The following is a 21,396-nucleotide window of genomic DNA, read 5'->3' as shown; positions in this document are numbered from 1 at the left end:
TTCCCTTCAGCGCTTCTTGGGCACGGTCAACCGGCCCTCATTGATGTCGACCTGATCTCCGACCAGCGAAATCGACGCGCCCTGCCCGTTATTGATATGGACACCCGTCGCATCGATCTTCACGTAGGCGCCGCCCGGCGCTTCCAGCAGAATCCCGTTGGCCGGCACGTCCGACATCACCAGCTTGTGCTTCTTCGGCGTCTGAATGACCACGGGCCGGGATTCGGGCGGCTGGACCCGCGCATCCTCCGGCAGCTCTTCGCGCTGCCCGTACCAACACCCCGTCCAGATCGGATAGCTGGGATCGCCCTGCTCGAATTCCACCCACACCCCCGCCCCGGCCGACGGCACGACCACCTGCCCCGCCTCCGGCCCGGTGAACGGGAAACACGGCAGCGCCCACGTGGACGGCTCATCACCGAGCACATCCGGGACCTGGACGATCAGCCGCCCTCTCCCCATCGGGTCGTTGTTGTCCACCACCCGGCCACGGAACTTGCCGAGAAAGCGGTTGTTCGGTCCACCAGCCATGAGCGGTTTCTCTCCTTGCAGACGGGACTTACGGACGAACGGTGCTGCTCCGCGCAATCAGCCCCTCGCGTGCGAGCGTGAAGTTCTGCTGGTACGACCCCGGCCGCAGCTGGGTCGTCACGCTCTTCACGTAGTAGTCGCCGTCATAGGTCACCCCGGCGCCGCGCACCCCCACCAACTCCCGGGCCCGCAACACATATCCATGCCGATTGACGTCCAATTGACCCGACCCGGAAATGGCGTCCGCGGATGTCGCCGCCCGCCCCAGCGCCTCTGCCCTGGCCAGCGCCTCGTCCTTCTTCGCCGTCCCGGCCAGCGTTCTGCGCTTGAGGGCCGGTGAGGCCCGGCGTCCGAGCGGCGGCCGCAGCGGCCCGATATCCGGCGGAGCGAGCAGCGGGGCATTCCGCGTCACCGGGTCCTGCACTCTCGCCTGCGGCTCTTCCCGCGCCGTCCCGTCGTAGGCGAAGGTCAGCTGGTCCACGGTGGAGTTCACGTCCATATTCACGTTCAGCGCATGCTGCCGCTGTCCCAGCCGCTGCTCGGGCCCCCAGAACGCGGTGGACCGCCCCGGCACCGGACCGGGGTCGAGGTAAAAGGTGTACCCATTGGCCCTGGCCAGCTCGTTCACATACTGGAGATCGGTGCCGACCTGGCAATCGACCCGCAATTGCTCCCGCGGCGGCTGCGGAATCTGCTCCCGGATGATCCGCGCCTCGATCCCGTAGTCCGCATACTTCGCCAGAATCCGCTCGACCCGCTGCGAGGGCGCCTGGTTCGGATACCGGTCCGCCCGCTCCTCCAGATCCATCAGCAGCGTCAGATCCTCTCCCGTGAGGGTGAGGGTCGTCCGGCCGGGCTGATTGCTGGCCCCCACCTCCTGCCGGACAATCAAGCCGTCCAGCAGAACGAACGACGTCCCCTTGACCGACACGGCCAGAATCACCCGCGTCTTCGGATCGAAGAACCCCTCCGGCAGCAACCGCTCAATGAGGGCGCCCTTCTTGGTGAGATCGAACGCGAGCTGAAACCCGCTGCGCTCACCCGCCGTACTCGTGATCTGCGCGGACAGCAGGGCCTCGGTCACCTCGGCCGGAACCGGCCTGGTCAGCTTCTGGCCCATGTACAGCGAGACATGAATCGGACCGCGCCCCACGGGCTCATCAGCCATTCCGCACACCCGGCCCACCCATGCCACCCGGAAACCCACCCGGCAGCGGAATGGCGATCTGCTCCCCGGGCTCGTCCGTCAACTCCCGTGGATCGAGGGTGGGATTGGCATCGGCGATCTGCCACCACTGCCCGGAATCCCCGAAATACCGCTGCCCCAGCTGATCGGCCCGCTCACCACTGCTGACGGTGTGCGCAGCCGACTCCTCGGCCGCCTCCTCGATCTTCGGCAGCAACCTCCGCTTGGCATAGCGGACTTCGGTGCCATCCCGACCCCGGTACACCCCGATCTCCACCTCGCTGTACCGACTGCTCCGCGCATACGGATGCGCCCCCGGCACCTCGTCCAACGCCCGCTCATACGGTTCGATCACGTTTCAGATCCCCCTCCCGAGCCCGAGCGCCGCAAAACTCCCGCCCTGCGCGGCCCGCGCCAACTGCTCCTTCTGCGCCAGATGCGCGAGGTAGAGCTCGGCCCCCCGATGCCCGGCCGGCAGATCACTCACCGTCAGTACCTTCATCCCGATGCTGAGCGAGGCCCGCATCGGATTGAGATGGACATCGAACGCCGACTCATTGACGGACAACTCGGTCAGCCGAACCGGCATGACCCGCTTGCTTCCCCAGGTGAAAAGGGTGAGCGGCGTCTCAATGGGGCTGATCTCAATGGTCCCCTTCTTGCTGAGATGCGAGGCGGCCCTCAACTGCGCGGTGGTGGGCTGCACCAGCATTTCCAGCACGGCCAACTGCGGATGAATCCCGTTCGGCGCCGCCACATCCAGCTGATCGGTGGCATCGATCTCCGCGGTGAACTTCCACGTCTCCTGCGCCGGCCCCTTGAGCCGAAGCGCCTCATTCCGGTCACCACCACTGTCCCCGCCGCCACCGCCTTCCCCACCGGCGGCCTGCGGCGCCACGGACCGCTCCAGCGTGTCCGGATTGAACTGCAGCACGATGATGCGCTGCGGCGTGCCACGCTCGGGGTCGACGATGACGAGGCCGGAGCGGATGGGTTTGGGGATGTCGGCGTAGCGGGTCATGTGCGCTGTGCCTTTCTGGGGATCCTGCTCGGTGAATTCGTCATGAGGTCCGCCCCTTAGCGAAGTCGTTCCGAGAGTCGCGCCCGGAGGGGCGCGTAGTCACCATCAGGGAACAATGCGGGGAAGGTGCGCAGCATCAACTTGAGGTCACTCACGACGTTCTGAAACTCACGCCCCCGAAGGGAGATGTCGGTGAAGAGGTACTGCCATCCGTAGGTGCCCTTGGTGAGCAGCAGGGCCTCCATGTATCCGCAATAGTCGATGTTCAACTTGTAAGTGCCGCGTGTGACGTCGAAGAACCACACTTCAGGTGATGTGGCGCCGTCCCGAATCCGGATCGACGCGAGTTTCCCCGTTCCGCCGCTGGGAGTGTCATCGATCACCCTGAACTCGGAGAAGAGCTGCTGTTCGCTCTCCGGGGCCCCCTCCCATGCGAGGCGAGGCGGCGGGTTGCCGACTGCGTCCAGGAGGTAGGTCAGGTTGAACTCGCCCGAAAGCTGCGTGCCGGGTTCATCGATGGACCAGTGCGCGGCCAGCTCTTCAAACCGGGTGATGCATCGCTGCAGCGATACATCCAGCGGGACGTGATACCAGCTTTCCAGGGCTTCGAGCACCGATCGAGCATCGCTGCGCTCCTCGTCCATGGCGCCCTGTGAGTGAGTGATGACTTCAATTCGTGGATTCTCCAGGAGATCCGTCATCATCTTGAGGAATCGCTTTTCGAAATCCAATAGGTGGGTCATTCCGGAGCCTCCCTCTGCGGATCTCCCAGTCCTTGCTCAGGGTGTGAAGATGAGATTGGTGCCTGCTTGCTTGTCGATTTCTGCCATGACGTCCATGAAATCAGGGAGGGATGGCGTGCCCGGTCGTTTTTTACTCTCGTAGTCCCGCAGCTTTCGCTTCAATTGTCCGGCCCCCGTGAAGGGCCGCAGTTTCCTGATTCGATCGCCAAAGCTGTAGGTGGTCTTGAGGACGGCGGCGATCCGTGCGGCTGAGTCCTTATTAGCATTCACGACTCTCGGGTTCCGGTGGCCGGGAGGTTGCAGCGTGGCCGAGACGGTTCTTTTCCCGGTGGGCTTCTTCTCCTCCCACTTGTTGCTCGCGTTTACTTCGTAGCCGCCCCACATCGAGGTAATGGTGCGGGGTATGTACCAGTCCGGGCCAGTGTGGAAGGTGACCACGGTCCGGTACCAGATCATGTCCTCCAGCTGCGGGTTCTTCCTTGCCTTATCGGCGTCCAATTCGACCTCGTCCTTGAAGTGGTTGTTCACTACAAGAGGGGCCGGTACGAGGTTGGAACCCGTGGCAAGTCCGCCGAGCCGGTCGGGTAGGAGGTGCATCCTCAGCCAACGCTCCGGTGCGCCGGTGTGTCCTGCGTCCTGGAGTTGCTTCCAGCCCTTTGGGTTGCCCTTCTTGGCCAGATTCGACGCCTCGCCGTTCGGTGTGCTCGGCTGGATGTAATGAGCCTTGGAGTAGTTGCGGGCAAGGATTCCGTCCGAGAAGGCGGGCAGTACCGTGGCCGGCAGCGGCGGCTTATCTTCGCCATGAGTCCTCTCGGCCATATTCTTGGCCAATTGTTGCAATTGGCTGCGCAGTGCCAGGTAGTCGTCCATCCATTTGGCGCCGCCCCGGCCCTTGGGAACCCGGCGCGGGAGCTGTTTTTGGAGGGATTTGACATTGAGGTAGTTGCCCATGGCTTCCTGCATGGCCTGGAGCTGCTGATCCTTCTTTTCCGAGTCCCCCATCTCTTCGATGTCCAGTTTCCAGAGCCGGAGGAAACGCGGAACTCCTGAGGGATTGCTGTGCACTTCGAGTTCTGCGCCGCCCCCGCGGCCTTCGAACTGCAGGGTGTGCACCCTGTCACTCTCGTCCCGGTATTGCACCTTGGGAAGGTCGAGGTCACGCATGGCGTCCTCGCGCCTTTTGTCGTCCCTGCTCCTACTGAGCTTCCGCTGCTGGTTGCGCCGCAAGCGATCGCGCCGGCGCCTCCATTGGTCCCTCAGGCGGTGGGTGCGGTGGTTGAGTTTGTGGGTGAGTTTGCGGGCCTTGCCGGAGAGGCGGCGGGTGGCGCGGCGCGCCCGGTTCAAGGCCGACTTGATGGTGTGGCGGGCGCGGCGGAGTGCGCGGCGGGTGCGGGATTCGGGCTTGCGGCGCGGTCGCTTCTTCGTGCTGACCTTCTTGGCGCCGTCCTTGTCCCGGTCGCGGTCCTTGGTGTGGCCCTTGTCATCGTGTTTCTGCTGCTTTTTATGGAGCGGGTCCTTGCCTGGGTCGGCCGGGCGGCGCTTGTCCGGATGCCGCTTGTCGGAGCGGTCCGTGTCGGGGCGGCGCTTCTTGCGGAGGGTGTCGCGGGCGGGGCCGCGGCGGGGCCTGCCGGGGCCGGCCTTGTCGTCGTCGCGTGGGGTGCGCTTGGCGTCGTTCGCCCGGTGGCGGGCGGCGTTCACCTCGCGGCCGTCCTCGCGGCGTTCGTGTGCGTCGGGCTTCCGCTTCGACTTCGGCTGGGGCTGATGCGTCGGGTGCGGCTTCTTTTCGGGGGAGGGGTGCTTCTCCGGGCGGGGGCCGGTTTCCGGGCGGGAGGCCTTGTCCGGGGAGGGCTTGCGCGGGGCCGGGCGTTGGTTGGGTTTGTCGGTGGGGCCGGGCTTGCCGGCCGTCGGGCCGGAGGTGTCCGCCTGATGGGGGCCATTGGCGCGCCCCGGGTCCGGAGCGTTGGTCTGGCCGGGCTTGTGCTGCCCAGGAGAGCCCGGCTCACTTGGCCCGCCGGGCCCGCCCGGCCGGCGCTTGGCGCGGATGTTCTTGAGCATCTCGCCGAGCTTGCTGGTCACCTTGCCCATGTACTTGTTGAGGCCGTCGATCAGGGCCTGGTAGATCAGCTCCAGGAGGGCGACGACGCCGGCCGCGACCGCTTTGGCGAAGGGCCGGGCGCCATTGCCGCTCTTGACGGCCTTGAGGAAGTCCATGAAGAGCCCGAAGGCGGCCAGGATTTCGCTGAGCGTGTCCCATGCGGTCTTCAGCGCGTCGATGATTGCCATGACCCAGCCGGCCCCGGGAATCAGCTTGGCGACGACCTTTTCGATGACCAATTCGCCGATGATCAGCGGAAGTTGCGGAACCGCGGCGTCCCAGGCCATCCGGCCCATCTCCGCGACGCTGACGTTGCCCTCGACCAGCGCCTGGAAATCCTCCGGGGACAGCCCGGTGATTTCCTGGACCTTCTGGTTGAACCACTCCTTGACCGCCGACTTGATCTCGTCGAAGAGGTAATCCTGGGCGCCCGTGTGCGCCGCGGCGCCCGCCTTGCTGATCCAGCCGCCAGGGTCGGAGACGATGTCGTTGAAGATGGCGGCCCATTCGCCGAGGCCCGCGACCACCGCCTGCCCGATCTCGACCGCCTTGACCGTGACGGTCTCCGCGACATCGACGGCCGCCAGCAGCCCGCCTTCCAGCATGTCCAGCCCGGCGGTGAGGACCTTGCCCAGCCCGTCGAGCAGGGCGCCGGCGACGTCCTTGAGGGCGTCGGCGGCCTCATTGACCTTCTGCACGGCGTAGTTGCGGCCGGCATTGATGGTGTTGCGCCACTTGTCGCGCATCGCCGGATAGTCGGCGAGCATTTCGTCGCCGAAGGCGATCAGCGCGTCGGCGAAGTCGTTGATCTGCTTGACGACCCAGTTGCGGACGTCGTCGATGAGCTGGAAGACCTCACGCTTGAACTTGTCGATGAGGTCGGTGACGGCCTTGCGCGCCCGCTCGAAGAACTTCTTGATCTCGCTCTTGAGGTTCTCCCACCACTGCTTGAGCTCGTCGAGGAACCCGCCGTCGCCCTTCTCGGCCTCCTTCTTCTTGTCGTCCTGCTTCCTCTCCGCGTCCTTCTCCGCGGTGGCGTGCTCGTCATCGACCTTCTTGTTGTCGTCCTCGGTGCGCTTGTCGACGTCTTTGTCGGTCTGTTCCTGCTTGTCGCTGACGTCCTTGCGGACCTTGTCGTACTTCTTTCCCTTCTTGTCGTCGATCTCCGCGACCTTGTCGTCCTGTTCCTTCCGCCAGGTGTCGCGGGAATCGGCGATCACGGACCGGCCCTTCTCACGCTCGTCCGCCTGCTTCTCGCCGCTGGCGTCGACCTCGCGCTTCAGGTCCTTGTCGTGCTTGTGCTTGTCGTCCTTCGCCCGCTGGTCCTTGGCCTTGCGCTCCTCGCCCATCTTCTGCCGGCCCTGGGCGAAGCCCGCCTGGATCTGCGGACCGTGGTCGTGTTCGGCCACCGCGGAGGCGGATTCAATCGGGACACCGCCACCGGGCCCCTTGCCCGCCCCGCCGCCCTTCTGCCCGGCCTTCTTCCCGCCCCCGGAAACCTTGGCGGTCAGGGTCTCCTGGGGGACGTCCGGATAGATCTGGTCCTCGCCCATCGGCCGGGCGGCGTCCTCGCGGCCGGCCTGGTGCAGCTCGTTCTTCCGCTCGTCGAGCTTCTGCCCCTGTTCGTCGGTGCGTTGCGGCTCGGAGTCGTCCTGGAGCGGCACCCTGGGGGCATTGCCCACCCGGGTGCCCTTGAGGCCGTCGTCCGAGGTCGGCAGATCCATGATCGAGTCGATCAGATCGTCGAACGGGAAGATCTTCTTGAGCAGCGCGCCGCCGATCGCCAAGAGGATGTCCCACCAGCTCGGCTCCTCCACATCGGCGCCGGGCGGCTTCCCCTCCGGCCGCTGCTCACCCTCGATCCCGGGCGTCTTGCCCTTGACCGCGTCGGTACGGGCGACCTTGGCGCTGGTGTACGTTCCCGGGGCGGCGGGCGTGGGGCCGCCCGGCACCGTCCGCGGCGAGCCGGTCGGGCGCGCCATTTGCGGCGGCCCCTTGCGCAGCGCCGTACGCTCCTTGCCGACCGAGTTGCCCACCGCGCCGTCGAGGCCCTGGAAGGTTTCGAGCATCTGGTACGGCTTGAGCCTCGACACCGTGGCCAGCCCCGCCTCGGGCGTGCCCTTGGAGACATCGGGCGCCGGGGCCTCCTTCTTGGGCTTCGCCGGGCCGGACGCGGCGCGGCCACCGCCACCGCGGCCGCCGCGTGCGGGTGCCGGAGCCGTACGGCCGCCGCCCGCGCCGCCACCTCCCCCGCGCCGGACGTGCTGGGTCGCCTGTTTGGCCGCCTGGCGCTGCCGGGGCGCGGCCCCGGCCTTCGGCCGTGCGGCCGGCTTCCCCGGGCCGGGCTTCGTGGACCGCTCGGTCCTGGCGGCGGCCCCGGCATCCGCCACGGCAGCCGCGGCGCCGCCCGCCCCCGTGCCCGGTGCGAGCTTCGGTGCGTTCTCGGGGCCGGTCGCGGAGACCTTCTCCGGGCCGGTGTCCGAGCCCGGCGTGGTCGCGGGGCCCTTCCCTTCGGTGACGTCCTTGCTCCGGGCGGTGTCCGTGGTCTCGGTGGCTGCCGATGGCCGGGCGGTGTCCTTGTCCTCGGTGGCGCCCTTCGGGCCGGCGGCATCCGTCGTTGCCGTGCCGCCCGCGACGTCCATCGCCTTCGCACTCCCGCCGGAGGCCGCGCCGCCGGCTGTCGTGTGCTCGGTCCTGCCGCCCGCCGAACCGGTTTCCGTAGCGGCTCCGGTACCGGCCCGTTCGCCGGTCCCGCCGGACGGCCGGGCGTCCGTGGCCCCGGCGGCATCCGCGCTCTTCGCCTCCCCGGAAGCCGAACCCGGTCCCGAGGCCGACCCCGACCCCGACCCCGCCCCTGAACCCGAGGCCCCCGACCCCGAGGCCTCCGGTCCCGACGCCCCCGACGACGAACTCACGGTCTGCTTGCGCGCATCCTCGTCGGCCTTCGAAAGCCGTCCCGGCGCGGACGGGTCGCCCTCGGCCCCTGTCGTCGGCCCGCTCGTCCCGTCGGAGGCGGTACGAGCGGCCTCGTCCCGCCTCTTGGCCTCGGCGTCCTCCCGGCGTTCCTCGGCCAACGCCCGCTCCGACTCGGCGTCATCGGGGTCCGGCGCGCCCGGGTCCGGCTCGCCGGATTCCTCGCCGACCCTGTCGTCGGCCCGCTCGTCCGGCTCGGGGCCGATCTCCTGCTCGATCGACTTGTCGGACTGGAGGTCCTGGGCCAGCCGCTCGTCCGCCTCCCGCTCCTCCTCAGGGGAGGGACCCCCGGGCCCGGAGCCGGACTCGCCCTCCGCCTGCCGCCGAGCCACGTCCGACCGGTCCCGGTCGACGGGGGAGTCGAGCACGCCGGGAGGGCTGTCCCGCTTGCCGGCGACGGCATCGTCGGAGCTCTGCTGCTTCGCGGCCGACGACGCCGATCCGGCCGGACCGCCCCCGGAAACCCCGTCGTCGGTGCCGGAGGAACCGGCGGAGTCGGAGGCGCCGGCGTCAGCGGCGGAGTCCGCCGTGTCCTCCGTGTCGAGTTCCTCGTCCTCCGCCGCATCCTGCGCATCGTCCTCGTCGAGCTCCGCGGACTCCTCCTCAAGTCCCAGTGGCTCGTCGTCGGCGTCCTCCTCGTTCTCGGGATCGCCCTTGCCGCGGCGCTGATCGAGGTCGCCGGCGGTCCGCTCCTTCTCACCGGGCTCCGCGGCGCTCTTGTCCAGGGCCTCCGGGGCGGTGCCGGGCTGCCGGCCGGCCGCGTCCGCCCGCTCGCTCCCGGTGTCCTGCGGGTCCGCTTCCGCGGTGCCTTCCTCCGACTGCTCGGCGCCGTCCGCCTCTTGGGCGTCGGCCGTGCTCGCCTTGTCCTGTTGCGCGGCCTGCCGTCCGGCTTCCCCGTCCTGCTGCGCCGCTTCAGCCTGCTCCTGCTGCCGCGCGGTGGCCTGTTCCTTGTCCCGGTCGGCCGACTGCCCGGACGACGCTGCCGGGGCGGTCTCCGACGAAGGCACCCTGCCCGTGTCCCCGGAGGCCGGCTGCCCGCCCCGCTCCGGGCCTCCGTCGCCCGCCGGGTCCGCGTCCTTGCGTTGCTGCGCCCGCTTCCGCCGGCCGTCGCGCTCCTTCTCGTCCTTCGTGCGGGCGTCGTGTGCGGCGGCGGCTTCCCGCGCACGTTCCTGGGCGATGACCTCGGCCTCGTCGGGCACCGGTTCAGGGGCCGTGGCCGACTCCAGCGGCAGCAGGCCCTCCTCGACCTCCTCGACCAGCTCCAGCAGCCGGTCGAGATCGGGCGTGGACAGCCGGATCTCCAGGCGGTCCAGCACGGACTCCTGCACCTCCGGCGCCAGCCGTGCCAGTTGCAGGCGTACCCGGCCCGAACGGTCCTCCGGGTCACCGCGGAGCGCGCGCAGGACGCCGTTGGCGAGGCGGTCCACCAGGGTCGCCGGGTCCAGGTGCGCCATACGGTGCCGGTCGGCGTCGACCGTCGCATAGCGCAGCCAGCCGGGCGTCGCCTGCCCCGGCTCGATCTCCGCAGCAGGCTGCTCCGCGCGCACCGAATCCCGCAGCGCGCCCCGTACGGAATCCCGCGCCGCCGACTCCGCCTCCCGCTCGATCGTCTCCTGGGGGAGGCTGACCGCGCCCAGGTCGCGGCCGGCGCGCAGGGCGCCCAGGCCGTGCGGGTTCTGAACGGTGTGGAGGAGTTCGTGGGCGAGCAGGCGCTGCCCGTCCGCGGTGCCCGGCCGGTAGGTGCCCTCGCGGAAGAAGATGTCCTGGCCGACGGCGAAGGCGTCCGCGCCCATCATGTCCGCCAGCTGTCCGGAGTCCCAGTCGGTGTGCAGGCGGACCTGGCTGAAGTCGTGGCCGAGCTGTTCCTCCAGCTCGCGGCGGACGCTCAGGTCGAGGGGCTGGCCGGCGCCGCTGACGATGTCCTTCGGTTCCGGCGCACGGGACGCGGTGGACCGTTCCTTGCGCTTGCGGCGCTTCTCCTGCGCGGTGGACCGGTCGTCCTGCCTGGACGACTGTGCCGTACTCATCGCGCCTCCCCCCGTCCCGTCAGCCCCGCGTGCACCGCGTGCGCCAGCGCCTCGCCCAGCCGTACGGGAGAGGTGGTGGCGGGCAGCGGCGGCAGCCCGGCGAGCCCGTCCAGTGCCACGCCCGCCCCGTCCGCCGCCAGCGGCACTCCGCGCTCGTGGACGAGCCGGGTCAGCTCGCTCCGGAACGCGTCCGATACGCGGTCCGGATCGATCCGTGCGTCGAAACCGTCGAGGACCAGTGCGCCGATGTCGATACGGAAGGACCGCGGCGGTCCGGACGCGGGGTGCGGCGGCGCGGACGGGCCCGTCGGCGCGGGCTCCGGGGCGGCCTTCCTGACCTCGTTCAGACCCATCCGTGGACCTCCGACGGCGTCAAGGAGCGTTCCAGCTTGAGGTATTCGGTGCGGGCGGCGGCCAGCATGTGCCGCATCCGGACGCGGTCACCCTCTTCCGCGGCGAGGAAGGCCCCGGACAGGGCGATATTGCGGATCGAGCCGCCCGCGACGGTGAGCTGTGCCAGCAGGGCCGGGTCGATGCCCTTCACCGGGGCCCGGTCGGGCAGCACCCGGCGCCAGATCTCCGCGCGCTCCTTCTCGCCGGGGAACGGGAAGTCCACGACGAAGCGGATCCGGCGCATGAAGGCGGAGTCCAGGGCCTTCTTCATGTTCGTCGTCAGGATCGCCAGGCCGCGGTACGCCTCCATGCGCATCAGCAGATAGCTGACCTCCAGGTTGGCGTAGCGGTCATGGCTGTCCTTGACCTCGCTGCGCTTGCCGAAGAGCGCGTCCGCCTCGTCGAAGAGCAGCAGTGCGCCACCCTGCTCGGCCGCGTCGAAGACCCGGCTGAGGTTCTTCTCCGTCTCGCCGATGTACTTACTGACCACCTGGGACAGGTCGATGATGAAGAGGTCCAGGCCCAGCTCCGTGGCCATGACCTCGGCGGCCAGGGTCTTGCCGGTTCCCGAGCCGCCCGCGAAGAGGGCCGTCACACCCAGGCCGCTGCGCAGCGCCTTCGCGAAGCCCCAGTCCTGGTAGACGGTGCTGCGCTGTCGTACGTGCGCGACGATTTCCTGGAGGATCCGGAGCTGCCGGTCGGCAAGGACGAGGTCGTGCCAGCCGGCCCGCGGCTCGATCCGGCGGCCCAGCTCGTCCAGGCCCATCCGCGCCTCGGTGAGACCGGCCTGCCAGGCCAGCTCGGCGGCGTCCAGCCCGTCCGAGCCGGGCAGATCACGGCGTACGGTCGCGGCGGCCGAGCGGACGACATGCGGCGGAAGCTGGAACTGGGCCACCAGAGCCTGGAGATGACGATCCATCACATTCGGAATGCCGGTGAAGGCGTCGGTCCACAGGCCGAGCTGCTCCTCGTCGGACAGCTTCGGCACCGTGACCCGCTCGCCGCGCGGATGCCCGGTCTGCCGTGGGTCCGGGCTGGAGACGACGAGGGGCACGGCCGCGCCCGCGATGAAGGCGTCGGCCGCGGCGTGCTGGTCCCGGTCCAGCTCGCCGACCTCGACGAGGAGCGCGGCGGGCAGCAGGATCGCCTCGCGCTGCCACAGGCGGGCCAGCCGGTCCCGCTCGGCGGCGTCCGTGGGGACGTCGTCGGCGGCCATGGAGTACAGGCCGAGCCCCGAACGGCGGGCCGCGGTGGCCGCGATGTCCGCGCGGGTACGAAGGTCGCCACCGACCAGCTCCACCCGCAGCGGTGCGTCCGGACCGGCGCCCGCCCAGCCCGCGGCGACCCGCGCGGCGGCCCGGTCGTGCGAGGGCGGCAGGCCGCCGGGGGCGGCAGTGCGGCGCAGCAGGCCGTGCAGTTTGGCGTCCAGGTACGGCGAGCCGACCAGGAAGTGCAGGATCCGCTCGTCGAGGCGGAGGCGGGTGGTGGTCAGCCGGGTCTCGTCGTCCAGCTCGATCAGACGCCAGCGGCGCAGCGGTGCGACGGGCGTGAGCGCGCTCCAGTGCGGGTCGCCCAGCGCGGCCAGTGCGAGGGAGAAGGTGGGGTAGGCGCGGGCCGGGTCGCCGCTCGCCGCCGCGCAGCGGGCGGCGGTGCTCGGGTCCAGCTCCGCGGCGGCGGTCAGCAGAACGATCTCCCGCTCGAACGGGCTCAGACCGAAGCAGGTGGTGAGCGCGTCGAGGGTGGGGACGTCGGTCAACGGCTCGGTGGCGGCGAAGAGTTCGGGTCCGGGCTCCGCGGCGGCCGGAGCCATGACGGCGTCGGGCGCGGTCGCGGGTGCGGAACCGTTGGCCGTCCCGTCGGCCGTCCCGTCAGTTGCCCTGTCAGCGGTTCTGCCTGGCGTTCTGCCTGGCGTCTTCCGTGCCTTCCCGCCTGCTGTCCCGCCTGGCGTCCCGTCTTCCAGGCCGCCCCCCGTCCCGTCTTTCGTCCCGTCTCCCGTCCCGTCTTCCGGGCCGCCCTCGGTGGGCGCAGAGGCGTCCCGGGCGCGCCGGGCGCGTGTGGCGTGGGTATCCAGACGCGCCAGGACGGACCGCAGTGCCGCCGTCAGCGCGGCGGCGTCCGCGTCCCCGGACGCCGCGCGCGGTCCGGTGCTGCCGCCGCTGCCCATGCCCTTCTCCGCCCCCGTTCCGCGCATCGCGCCTCAGCTCTCCTTGCCGTCGTCCGCACGACCCGGGCCGTTCCCGTCGCGCGCCTCGTCCGTACGGCCCGTGCCCTCCCGGTTGCCGTCCCGCGCACCGCCGCCGGTCGCCTTGCGGGTACGTGAACGGGCGGACGCGCCGCCCGGCTTGCCGCCGTCGCCACGCCCGGCCGGCGGGTCGCCCGCCGCCTTCTTCGCGGCCCGGGCGCCGCCGCCGGCCGCGGCCTTGGCGACGGTGGCCCGGACGGTGGAGGTGGCGCCGGCATTCGTGGCCGTCTTGGCGGCGGCGCGCCGGGACTCGCCGGAAGGCGCCCCGGCCCCCTCGGCCCCGGCCCCCTCGGCCCCGGCCCCCTCGGCCCCTGCCGTCTGGGCCCCGGCCTCCTCGGCCCCGCCCCCCTCGGCCCTGGCGGCCTTGCCGCCGGCGCGCTTGGTCTTGCGGGGCGGCGCTCCCGGGGGCCGGGCCCCGGCGGTCTCCGCCGTCGGCGCCGCCCCGGTGGGAGGCGTCGCACCTTCACCACCCGCCGCCCTGCTCGGCGGCGTCGGCGGCTCCGGTGCCCCCGGTGCCCCGAACGGCAGCACCGTGACGTCCGGCCTCTGCACCGGCTTCGCCGGGACCGGCTTCTGATGCCCGTCGAGCAGCACCAGTGAGGCCTGGTATGCCACGGACAACGAGTACGGCGTGTTGTGCAGCATCCCCCAGAGCTTCGAGGTCTCGTCGACGTCCATCTGGAGGGGTGTGAAGCGCACCTTCTGCGGGGACTCGGCGAGATCGCTGCCCGCCAGATAGGGGCGCTGGGCCGCTTCCTCGATCAACTCCTGGGGCAGTACCGGGATTTCGTGCAGGGTGCGCACCACGCTGCCGATCAGCCGCTGCCCGACCAGCTCGGTCTCCTCGCCGTACGCACTGATCACGAAGTGCAGATCGAGGGCGGCGGCGGGCCGCTTCAGCAGCGTCCCGTCGGCGGCGCGGGTGACCAGGTCGCTGTTGCGCATCGAGGGGTTGTGGCTGACCTGGTAGAGGAAGACCGTGATCGTCGGTTCCGTCGGTGGATCGGACGGCGGCTTACGGGTCTCCACCGAGACGGCCATATCGATCTCGGGGTGCAGATGGTGCTCGATCAGCAGCGCAAGGGCCTGGGTGACCGTCGCGACGGCGAGTGCGTTGCTCATGAAGCCCGTCCCTGTGAGTGCGGCCCCGGCCAGGTCGTGTGGTGCGTCACCGTCAGTTCGTCCTCTCCCCGCGCGCCAGATAGTCCGCGAGGCTCAGCGCGGGCTCGCGGCGCTCCGTACGCGCCGGCTGCCCGCCCGCCGCGGGCCGCTCCGTACCGGCCGCGCTCACCTCGACACGGCCGATCTGCACGTGCACCACCCGCTCGGCGCCACGCTGCCCCCGCCGCCCGGTGGCCGTGGTCCGGGCGGCGTCACGGGCGGCCGGCAGTGCGTCGGTGCGGGGCCGCAGCGGCGCGACCGGGGCGACGGGGGCGGTGTCGAACCCCGGCAGGACGAGCGTGGACGCCGCCGGACGGGCGGCCTGGACGTCGCCCGCCCGCGCCCCCGCCGTCCGCTGTGGACGGACGGCGCCGGGTGCGCCGGGCAGCCCTCCCGGATCGGGGGCCGCCGCGGGCCGTAACAGCCCTTCGGCGGGCCGCAGTTGCCGGTCGGTGGGGTCCGGAGTCCCGTCCTGCCGGGGGCCCTCGGTCCGCAGGACGGTCTGCCGCTCGGTGGTCCTGATCTCCCGCTCGTACCGGATCTGCCCTGCCCCGGACGGCGAGGGCCGGGGTGCCCGCGGATACAGCGGCGCCGGTTCGTCCGGCTCGGCGGAGGTGCCGCGCAGCGCCTCGATCCGCTCGAACGGTCCCGGCAGCCGGGGCTGTACGAGGGTGCGCCGGGCCCGGTCCGTACGGCCGCCGCCGGGAAAGGCGCCCCCGGGCGCCGGTGCGTACCGCGCCAGCAGCCGGTCGAAGTAGTCAGGCATCTGCGCACAGCTCCAGGTAGTAACGGCGGCGCAGTGGGCTCAGCGCCAGGATCTGGGGCTCGCTCCAGCCGTAGGCCGAGGCGAGCAGGTGGACGTCCAGGAGCACATCGCGGGCCCAGACGTCGAGTTCGGTCCACAGGTAGGCGGCGATGTCCAGCTCCGCCGGGGTGGCGGCGCCGCACTCCGGGCAGGCGATGTTCAGCGCCACCTCGGCGGCCGGGTCCGCCCGCTCGGCCGCCTCGGCGAACCGCTTCAGCACCGCCTCGGGCAGCGCCGCCAGCTCCTCGTCCGTGGCCGGCCGCCCGCCGCGCCGCGCCGAACGGGCGCAGCGGGCACCCAGCCGCCGCCGGGCCTCCTCCGCACCGGCCGCCAGGGACGCCACCGCGGTGAGATCGGCGATGGCCGGCAGCCGGAACACCACCGTCCAGTCGCCCTCCGCCACCCGCAGACCGTCCTCGGGCACGTCGGGCCGGGCGCCCAGCTCGGCCGCGTCGAGGTCGAACTCCATCGCCGCCGCGCAGTCCGGGTCGGCGCAGTCGAGCGTGATCTGCATCCGCTCGCCGAACAGCGCCCGGCGCAGCGCGAACAGATCGGCAGCCCGCTCCCCGAGCGGCACCGACAGCAGGGCGTCGGTGCCGGCCCCGGGGCGGGCCGCCCGGTGCAGCAGCAGGGCCCGGTCGCCGCCCTGCCGGGACAGCCCGGCCTCCCAGGTGGCCAGCAGTTCAGCGGGCCCGGTGACCGTCATTCCTCACCTCGTCCGGTGCGTGTGCCGTGACGTACCAGCCGAGTGCTGCGTACGCGCTGTGCCGTACGGGCCGTTGTCAGGCCGGGTGGGTGAACGATGGCTCGGTCGGCTCCGGTACCTCGTAGTCCCGCTCCCAGCCCTCGCACTCCAGCTTCAGGCTCTGGATGGCGACGGCGTTGGCGTTGGCGTCCATCTCGCCCAGGACCTGGTACTCGCTCGGCCAGGAGCGGTAGATCTTGTGCGAGACGGCGACCTGACCGGCCTCGTTGAGGACCTGGATCACGAGGTCCTTGCGGAAGTCGGCCAGCGAGACCTCCGAGCCGAGGCCCGCGCCGACCTGCCAGACCTTGTTGGCCCAGCGGTCGAACTCCGGATCGTGGGTGACACCGCGCTCCAGGGTGATGCCCTCGAACTCGGAGCGCCCCGGGGACTTGCGCGGGGAGCTGGGGTCGCCGCCGTGCCGGTGCTTGACGACCTCGGTGGTGCGCTTCAGCGGGCTGATCTTGCTGATGCCCGCGACCGTACGACCGTCCCACAGGACCAGGAACTTGAAGTTCTTGTACGGGTCGAAGCGATGGGCGTTGATCTGAAACTCAGCCATCGGATTCCTTCACGTCCTCTGCGGTCACGTCCTTTGCCTGCGGGTGGTCAGACGTCGAACTGGCCGGCCATCTGCTGGATCTTGACGATCACGAACTCCGCGGGCTTGACCGGCGCGATGCCGACCACGACGTTGACGATGCCGCGCTCGATGTCCGCCTCGGTCGTGGTGTCCTGGTCGCACTTGACGAAGTACGCCTGGCGCGGGGTGCTGCCCTTGAACGCGCCCTTCTCGAAGAGCGAGTGCAGATACGCCGAGGCGTTGAGCCGGATCTGCTGCCACAGCTGCTCGGTGTTGGGCTCGAAGACCACCCACTGCAGGCCCCGCAGCAGGCTCTCCTCCACATGCAGGGCGAGCCGCCGTACGGGCACGTACTTCCACTCGCTCTCCAGCGCGTCCGCGCCGTCGAGCGTGCGGGCGCCCCAGATCACCGGGCCGACCATCGGGAGGGTGCGCAGACAGTTCACCCCGAGCGGGTTGAGCAGGCCGTTCTCCCGGTCCGTCAGCTTGACCGACAGGGAGTGGACCCCGGCCAGCCGGGCCTCGGTGCCGGCCGGTGCCTTCCAGACACCGCGCTCGCTGTCCGTACGGGCGATCACCCCCGCGACGGCGCCGGACGGCGGGAAGGAGCGCAGCCGGCCGGTGAGCGGGTCGGTGAGCTGGAGCTGCGGGAAGTACAGGCCGGAGTGGCCGCTGCGGACGGGGGCGAAGGCGGCGATACCGGCGCGGGCGGCATCCACACTGCCCCAGGCGGCGGGGGCGTCGACGAGCAGGAAGATCCGCCGCTCCCGGCACAGCCGTCCGGCCGCCGACAGCACCGTGATCATGTCCTCGGCGGACTCGTACGAGGCCAGCTCGGGCAGCGCCAGCAGATTGACGTCCGGGACCTCGCGCAGCGCCTGCAGACCGCTCTTGCGGGCCTCACTGCCGATGAGGTCGCGCGGTCCGGGCGCCGCGCCGTCCTCGCCGCCGCACAGCGGGAAGACCGGTGGGTTGACGGAGGCCTCCAGGCCCAGGTCATTGGCGCATTCGCCGACGAACCGCACCACGTCGCCGGGGTCGGTGGACCCGGCCACGACCTGGATACGGCGGCCGAACGCGGTGACCTCGGCGCCCGCGAAGGCGTGCTTGCCCGGGGCGTCCGGCAGGGCGCGCAGCTTGTGCTCCAGCAGCAGCGCCAGCTCGGCGACCGTGCACGGCGGTTCCCCGTCGCAGTCCGGGTCGTAGAGGGTGAACTCCCGCTCCACCTCGCCGATCTTCACCGTCAACTCGACGTTCAGATCGGGGAGTTCGTGGTGGAAGGCCTTGGAGACGGTGCCGGAGGGGTCCGGACGGCCCTCGCCGACGACCCGGACACGGATCAGCGAGGAGCCCGCGTTGATCACCGTCTCGGCATAGTGGCCGTGGCCGGGGTCCATGGACAGGCCGGCGAAGGACTCACGGGCGGTGCCGTGGGCGTCCAGGACCTGGAGGTTGAAGGTCTCGCACGGAGTCGGGTGGCCCGCATTCCCTGCTTCCGGCGTGTCGTGGTCGATCGCCACCCGGAGGCCGGAGCCCCAGACGCCCGGCTCCTTGGCGTGCACCTCCAGCACCGGGCACTGGCTGTGCCCCTCGGTGGACTCCAGGGTGACCCGGGCTTCCTTGCCGCTGCCGGCCTTGGTGACCCGGACGATCACGGCGACGGTGCCGCCGTTGCCGAAGAACTGGTGGACGGCGTACGCGACCGGGCTCTGCGAGGTCAGACCGCCGAAGCGGCGCTCGAAGTCGGCGAAGCTGGTGATCTGCACCGGCTGGTTGAGCGGTCCGCGCCGGGTGTGGCCGACGAAAGCGGTCACGGATGTGGTGACGGTGGTGATGCTGCGGATGCTGCTGGGAAGCTCTTCGACATAAACGCCGGGATAGGTCGTATGTGTCGGCATTCCCCCTCCAATCCCTTCGGGCACCGAGTGTGAGGACACCAAGAATTCGAGAAAGGGGGAGGGAGAGCAGGCGTGGGAGACCTCGCGGCCGCACCTGCCGCGGCCACACATCCCCCCACTACTCATCAAGTTCCCCCGTCTGCACCCGGTGCAAAGCGATCTGCCGACCGACCTGCACGGGACCAAGCCCGAAGCTTGTGACTCCTGATGCGTAAGTATGCGTAAGTGCTCAACACAGTGTCCGCAGACGGGAGTTGACGGGTCAAGAGGCCTTTCCGGACACCGCCTGCGGAGGTCTTGTGCACGGGAGTCGCAGCTTCTTCCCAAACGGATTCCCGCATCACCGGAACCGAAATCACCTGAGACGGGGCGCACGGGGGCGTACCGGGAGGAGACCGCGAACCTCGCGCGACGCCGGAGTGCACGGCGAGTGACAACGGAGCCGGAGGTCGGAGGGGGCCGGGGGCGCGGCCCTGCCGCATAAGCCCTCGGGGTGGAGGAAAACCACCCGACAACATGCGGAAATCTCAGGGAGGCGCAACTTGGCCAAAAGATCTGTGATGGTAATCACCGCTGGAGTGTGATCTGCGATTTAGGGCCGCAGGTCCTGCGGCGATAACCTGCGGAACGGACATGCCGCGTATCCGGTCACCGTGTACGCCTCCCTCAGTGACAGCGCCGTCACGTTGCCCTTCGCGGCACGCCCATCGCAGACGAACGAACCGCGATCACTACGGCGATTCTGAGAAGACAAGGGACGGACGCGCGTGGACCTGTTCGAGTACCAGGCGAGGGACCTCTTCGCCAAGCACGGTGTACCGGTGCTGGCCGGTGAAGTCATCGACACGCCTGAGGCGGCGCGCGAGGCGACCCAGCGGCTGGGCGGCAAGTCGGTCGTCAAGGCGCAGGTGAAGGTCGGTGGCCGCGGCAAGGCCGGCGGCGTCAAGCTGGCCACCAGTGAGGACGACGCGGTCGAGAAGGCCGGTCAGATCCTGGGCATGGACATCAAGGGCCACACGGTCCACAAGGTGATGATCGCCGAGACCGCTCCGGAGATCGCCGAGGAGTACTACGTCTCGTACCTCCTCGACCGCACCAACCGCACCTTCCTGGCCATGGCCTCGGTTGCCGGCGGCATGGACATCGAAGAGGTCGCGGCCACCCGGCCCGACGAGCTCGCGAAGGTCCCGGTCGACGCCAACGAGGGCGTCACGATCGAGAAGGCCCGCGAGATCGTCGCCCAGGCGAAGTTCCCGGCCGAGGTCGCCGAGCAGGTCGCCGAGGTCATGGTGACCCTGTGGAAGACCTTCGTCGCCGAGGACGCGCTCCTCGTCGAGGTCAACCCGCTGGCCAAGGTCGCCAGCGGTGACGTCATCGCCCTCGACGGCAAGGTGTCCCTCGACGAGAACGCCGAGTTCCGCCAGCCGGAGCACGAGGCGCTGGAGGACAAGGACGCGGCCAACCCGCTTGAGGCCGCGGCCAAGGCCAAGGGCCTGAACTACGTCAAGCTCGACGGCCAGGTCGGCATCATCGGCAACGGCGCGGGTCTCGTCATGAGCACCCTGGACGTCGTCGCCTACGCCGGCGAGAAGCACGACAACGTCAAGCCCGCCAACTTCCTCGACATCGGTGGCGGCGCCTCCGCCGAGGTCATGGCGAACGGCCTGGAGATCATCCTCGGCGACCCGGACGTCAAGTCCGTCTTCGTCAACGTCTTCGGTGGCATCACCGCCTGTGACGAGGTCGCCAACGGCATCGTCCAGGCCCTGGAGCTGCTCAAGTCCAAGGGTGAGGACGTCAACAAGCCCCTGGTCGTGCGCCTCGACGGCAACAACGCGGAGCTCGGTCGCGAGATCCTGTCGAAGGCCAACCACCCGCTGGTGCAGCGTGTGGACACCATGGACGGCGCGGCCGACAAGGCCGCCGAGCTGGCTGCTAAGTAAAGGACGAGGACACAACAACCATGGCTATCTTCCTGACCAAGGAAAGCAAGGTCATCGTCCAGGGCATGACCGGTGCCACTGGCATGAAGCACACCAAGCTGATGCTCGGTGACGGCACCAACATCGTCGGCGGTGTGAACCCGCGCAAGGCCGGCACCAGCGTCGACTTCGACGGCACCGACGTGCCCGTCTTCGGCTCGGTCGCCGAGGCGATGGAGAAGACCGGCGCCGACGTGTCCGTCCTCTTCGTGCCGCCGGCCTTCGCCAAGGCCGCCGTCGTCGAGGCGATCGACGCCGAGATCCCGCTGGCCGTCGTGATCACCGAGGGCATCGCGGTCCACGACTCCGCCGCCTTCTGGGCGTACGCGAAGGCCAAGGGCAACAAGACCCGGATCATCGGCCCGAACTGCCCCGGCCTGATCACCCCCGGCCAGTCCAACGCCGGCATCATCCCGGGCGACATCACCAAGCCCGGCCGCATCGGTCTCGTGTCCAAGTCCGGCACGCTGACCTACCAGATGATGTACGAGCTCCGTGACATCGGCTTCTCCTCGGCCGTCGGCATCGGTGGCGACCCGGTCATCGGCACCACGCACATCGACGCCCTTGAGGCGTTCGAGGCCGACCCCGACACCGACCTGATCGTGATGATCGGTGAGATCGGCGGCGACGCCGAGGAGCGTGCGGCCGACTTCATCAAGGCCAACGTCTCCAAGCCGGTCGTCGGCTACGTCGCGGGCTTCACCGCGCCCGAGGGCAAGACCATGGGCCACGCCGGCGCCATCGTCTCCGGCTCCTCCGGCACCGCCCAGGCGAAGAAGGAGGCCCTGGAGGCCGCCGGCGTCAAGGTCGGCAAGACCCCGTCGGAGACCGCGCGGCTGGCCCGCGAGATCCTCGGCGGCTGATTCGCGGCTCCGTGCCGCCGGACCCGTCCGGCGGCGCAGTGCACCGGACGCGGGCGCCGCCCCCCCGCGGGGGGGGGCCGCGCCGGGGTGGGGCGGGGCCCGGGGGGTAGAGAGGGGGGGCGGCGGGAGGGGAGGGGAGCGCCCC

General features: G+C 70.3%; 15 protein-coding genes. 2 read left to right on the top strand and 13 right to left on the bottom strand.

The window, feature by feature from the left end:
- Positions 1 to 6: 6 nt before the first annotated feature.
- From AB0C46_RS28705 to AB0C46_RS28645, 13 genes are all read right to left on the bottom strand, one after another.
- The gene (locus AB0C46_RS28705) at positions 7 to 531 is read right to left on the bottom strand and encodes a phage baseplate assembly protein V (RefSeq protein WP_362831334.1); all 525 of its coding nucleotides are present in this window, start codon (positions 529 to 531) and stop codon (positions 7 to 9) included.
- A 28-nt stretch (positions 532 to 559) separates the two neighbouring features.
- Positions 560 to 1,699, bottom strand: coding sequence for a hypothetical protein (locus AB0C46_RS28700; RefSeq protein ID WP_362831333.1), 1,140 nt, complete (start codon positions 1,697 to 1,699; stop codon positions 560 to 562).
- On the bottom strand, positions 1,692 to 2,072 hold the full coding sequence (locus tag AB0C46_RS28695) for a hypothetical protein (protein WP_362831332.1): 381 nt from the start codon (positions 2,070 to 2,072) through the stop codon (positions 1,692 to 1,694). Before AB0C46_RS28695 ends, AB0C46_RS28700 begins: the two co-directional genes overlap by 8 nt.
- Before the next feature lie 3 nt (positions 2,073 to 2,075).
- Positions 2,076 to 2,738, bottom strand: coding sequence for a hypothetical protein (locus tag AB0C46_RS28690; RefSeq protein WP_362831331.1), 663 nt, complete (start codon positions 2,736 to 2,738; stop codon positions 2,076 to 2,078).
- Between the two features lie 56 nt (positions 2,739 to 2,794).
- Positions 2,795 to 3,481, bottom strand: coding sequence for a hypothetical protein (locus AB0C46_RS28685; RefSeq protein ID WP_362831330.1), 687 nt, complete (start codon positions 3,479 to 3,481; stop codon positions 2,795 to 2,797).
- Between the two features lie 36 nt (positions 3,482 to 3,517).
- The gene (locus AB0C46_RS28680; RefSeq protein WP_362831329.1) at positions 3,518 to 10,576 is read right to left on the bottom strand and encodes a DUF4157 domain-containing protein; all 7,059 of its coding nucleotides are present in this window, start codon (positions 10,574 to 10,576) and stop codon (positions 3,518 to 3,520) included.
- Positions 10,573 to 10,929 (bottom strand): hypothetical protein, encoded by a 357-nt coding sequence (locus AB0C46_RS28675; RefSeq protein WP_362831328.1) that lies wholly within the window; start codon positions 10,927 to 10,929, stop codon positions 10,573 to 10,575. The genes AB0C46_RS28680 and AB0C46_RS28675 overlap by 4 nt, the downstream gene beginning before the upstream one ends.
- A complete protein-coding gene (locus AB0C46_RS28670) occupies positions 10,920 to 12,779 on the bottom strand; it encodes an ATP-binding protein (RefSeq protein WP_362831327.1) in 1,860 nt (619 codons plus the stop codon). Before AB0C46_RS28670 ends, AB0C46_RS28675 begins: the two co-directional genes overlap by 10 nt.
- 387 nt (positions 12,780 to 13,166) lie before the next feature.
- Positions 13,167 to 14,333 (bottom strand): DUF4255 domain-containing protein, encoded by a 1,167-nt coding sequence (locus AB0C46_RS28665; protein ID WP_362831326.1) that lies wholly within the window; start codon positions 14,331 to 14,333, stop codon positions 13,167 to 13,169.
- 52 nt (positions 14,334 to 14,385) lie between these two features.
- Entirely contained in the window at positions 14,386 to 15,138 is a 753-nt protein-coding gene (locus AB0C46_RS28660; RefSeq protein WP_362831325.1) for a hypothetical protein, read from the bottom strand.
- Positions 15,131 to 15,883 carry a hypothetical protein gene (locus AB0C46_RS28655; RefSeq protein ID WP_362831323.1) on the bottom strand — a complete coding sequence of 251 codons (753 nt, stop codon included), beginning with the start codon at positions 15,881 to 15,883 and terminating at the stop codon, positions 15,131 to 15,133. Before AB0C46_RS28655 ends, AB0C46_RS28660 begins: the two co-directional genes overlap by 8 nt.
- A gap of 76 nt (positions 15,884 to 15,959) precedes the next feature.
- Entirely contained in the window at positions 15,960 to 16,484 is a 525-nt protein-coding gene (locus AB0C46_RS28650; RefSeq protein WP_362831322.1) for a phage tail protein, read from the bottom strand.
- A gap of 47 nt (positions 16,485 to 16,531) precedes the next feature.
- Positions 16,532 to 18,403, bottom strand: coding sequence for a phage tail sheath subtilisin-like domain-containing protein (locus AB0C46_RS28645; protein WP_362831320.1), 1,872 nt, complete (start codon positions 18,401 to 18,403; stop codon positions 16,532 to 16,534).
- Positions 18,404 to 19,170: 767 nt separating this feature from the next.
- Between AB0C46_RS28645 and sucC the strand changes: the two genes are divergently transcribed.
- Positions 19,171 to 20,346: an ADP-forming succinate--CoA ligase subunit beta gene (gene sucC / locus AB0C46_RS28640; RefSeq protein ID WP_362831318.1), complete on the top strand. Its 1,176-nt coding sequence runs from the start codon at positions 19,171 to 19,173 to the stop codon at positions 20,344 to 20,346.
- A gap of 20 nt (positions 20,347 to 20,366) precedes the next feature.
- Positions 20,367 to 21,251 (top strand): succinate--CoA ligase subunit alpha, encoded by an 885-nt coding sequence (gene sucD, locus AB0C46_RS28635; RefSeq protein WP_235470497.1) that lies wholly within the window; start codon positions 20,367 to 20,369, stop codon positions 21,249 to 21,251.
- The last annotated feature ends 145 nt before the right edge of the window (positions 21,252 to 21,396 follow it).

Origin of the sequence: Streptomyces sp. NPDC048637 (genome assembly GCF_040650675.1) — a bacterium.
Taxonomy (GTDB): domain Bacteria; phylum Actinomycetota; class Actinomycetes; order Streptomycetales; family Streptomycetaceae; genus Streptomyces.
Note: the sequence above shows the minus strand (reverse complement) of the source record. Positions and strands in the feature narration are given on the sequence as shown.

Excerpts from the sequence above, each read along its gene's own strand:
- AB0C46_RS28650 (WP_362831322.1), bottom strand. The coding sequence starts at position 16,484 with ATGGCTGAGTTTCAGATCAACGCCCATCGCTTCGACCCGTACAAGAAC.
- AB0C46_RS28675 (WP_362831328.1), bottom strand. The coding sequence starts at position 10,929 with ATGGGTCTGAACGAGGTCAGGAAGGCCGCCCCGGAGCCCGCGCCGACG.
- AB0C46_RS28685 (WP_362831330.1), bottom strand. The coding sequence starts at position 3,481 with ATGACCCACCTATTGGATTTCGAAAAGCGATTCCTCAAGATGATGACG.
- AB0C46_RS28690 (WP_362831331.1), bottom strand. The coding sequence starts at position 2,738 with ATGACCCGCTACGCCGACATCCCCAAACCCATCCGCTCCGGCCTCGTC.
- AB0C46_RS28660 (WP_362831325.1), bottom strand. The coding sequence starts at position 15,138 with ATGCCTGACTACTTCGACCGGCTGCTGGCGCGGTACGCACCGGCGCCC.
- AB0C46_RS28655 (WP_362831323.1), bottom strand. The coding sequence starts at position 15,883 with ATGACGGTCACCGGGCCCGCTGAACTGCTGGCCACCTGGGAGGCCGGG.
- AB0C46_RS28705 (WP_362831334.1), bottom strand. The coding sequence starts at position 531 with ATGGCTGGTGGACCGAACAACCGCTTTCTCGGCAAGTTCCGTGGCCGG.
- AB0C46_RS28700 (WP_362831333.1), bottom strand. The coding sequence starts at position 1,699 with ATGGCTGATGAGCCCGTGGGGCGCGGTCCGATTCATGTCTCGCTGTAC.
- AB0C46_RS28665 (WP_362831326.1), bottom strand. The coding sequence starts at position 14,333 with ATGAGCAACGCACTCGCCGTCGCGACGGTCACCCAGGCCCTTGCGCTG.
- AB0C46_RS28670 (WP_362831327.1), bottom strand. The coding sequence starts at position 12,779 with ATGGCTCCGGCCGCCGCGGAGCCCGGACCCGAACTCTTCGCCGCCACC.
- sucD (WP_235470497.1), top strand. The coding sequence starts at position 20,367 with ATGGCTATCTTCCTGACCAAGGAAAGCAAGGTCATCGTCCAGGGCATG.
- AB0C46_RS28645 (WP_362831320.1), bottom strand. The coding sequence starts at position 18,403 with ATGCCGACACATACGACCTATCCCGGCGTTTATGTCGAAGAGCTTCCC.
- AB0C46_RS28680 (WP_362831329.1), bottom strand. The coding sequence starts at position 10,576 with ATGAGTACGGCACAGTCGTCCAGGCAGGACGACCGGTCCACCGCGCAG.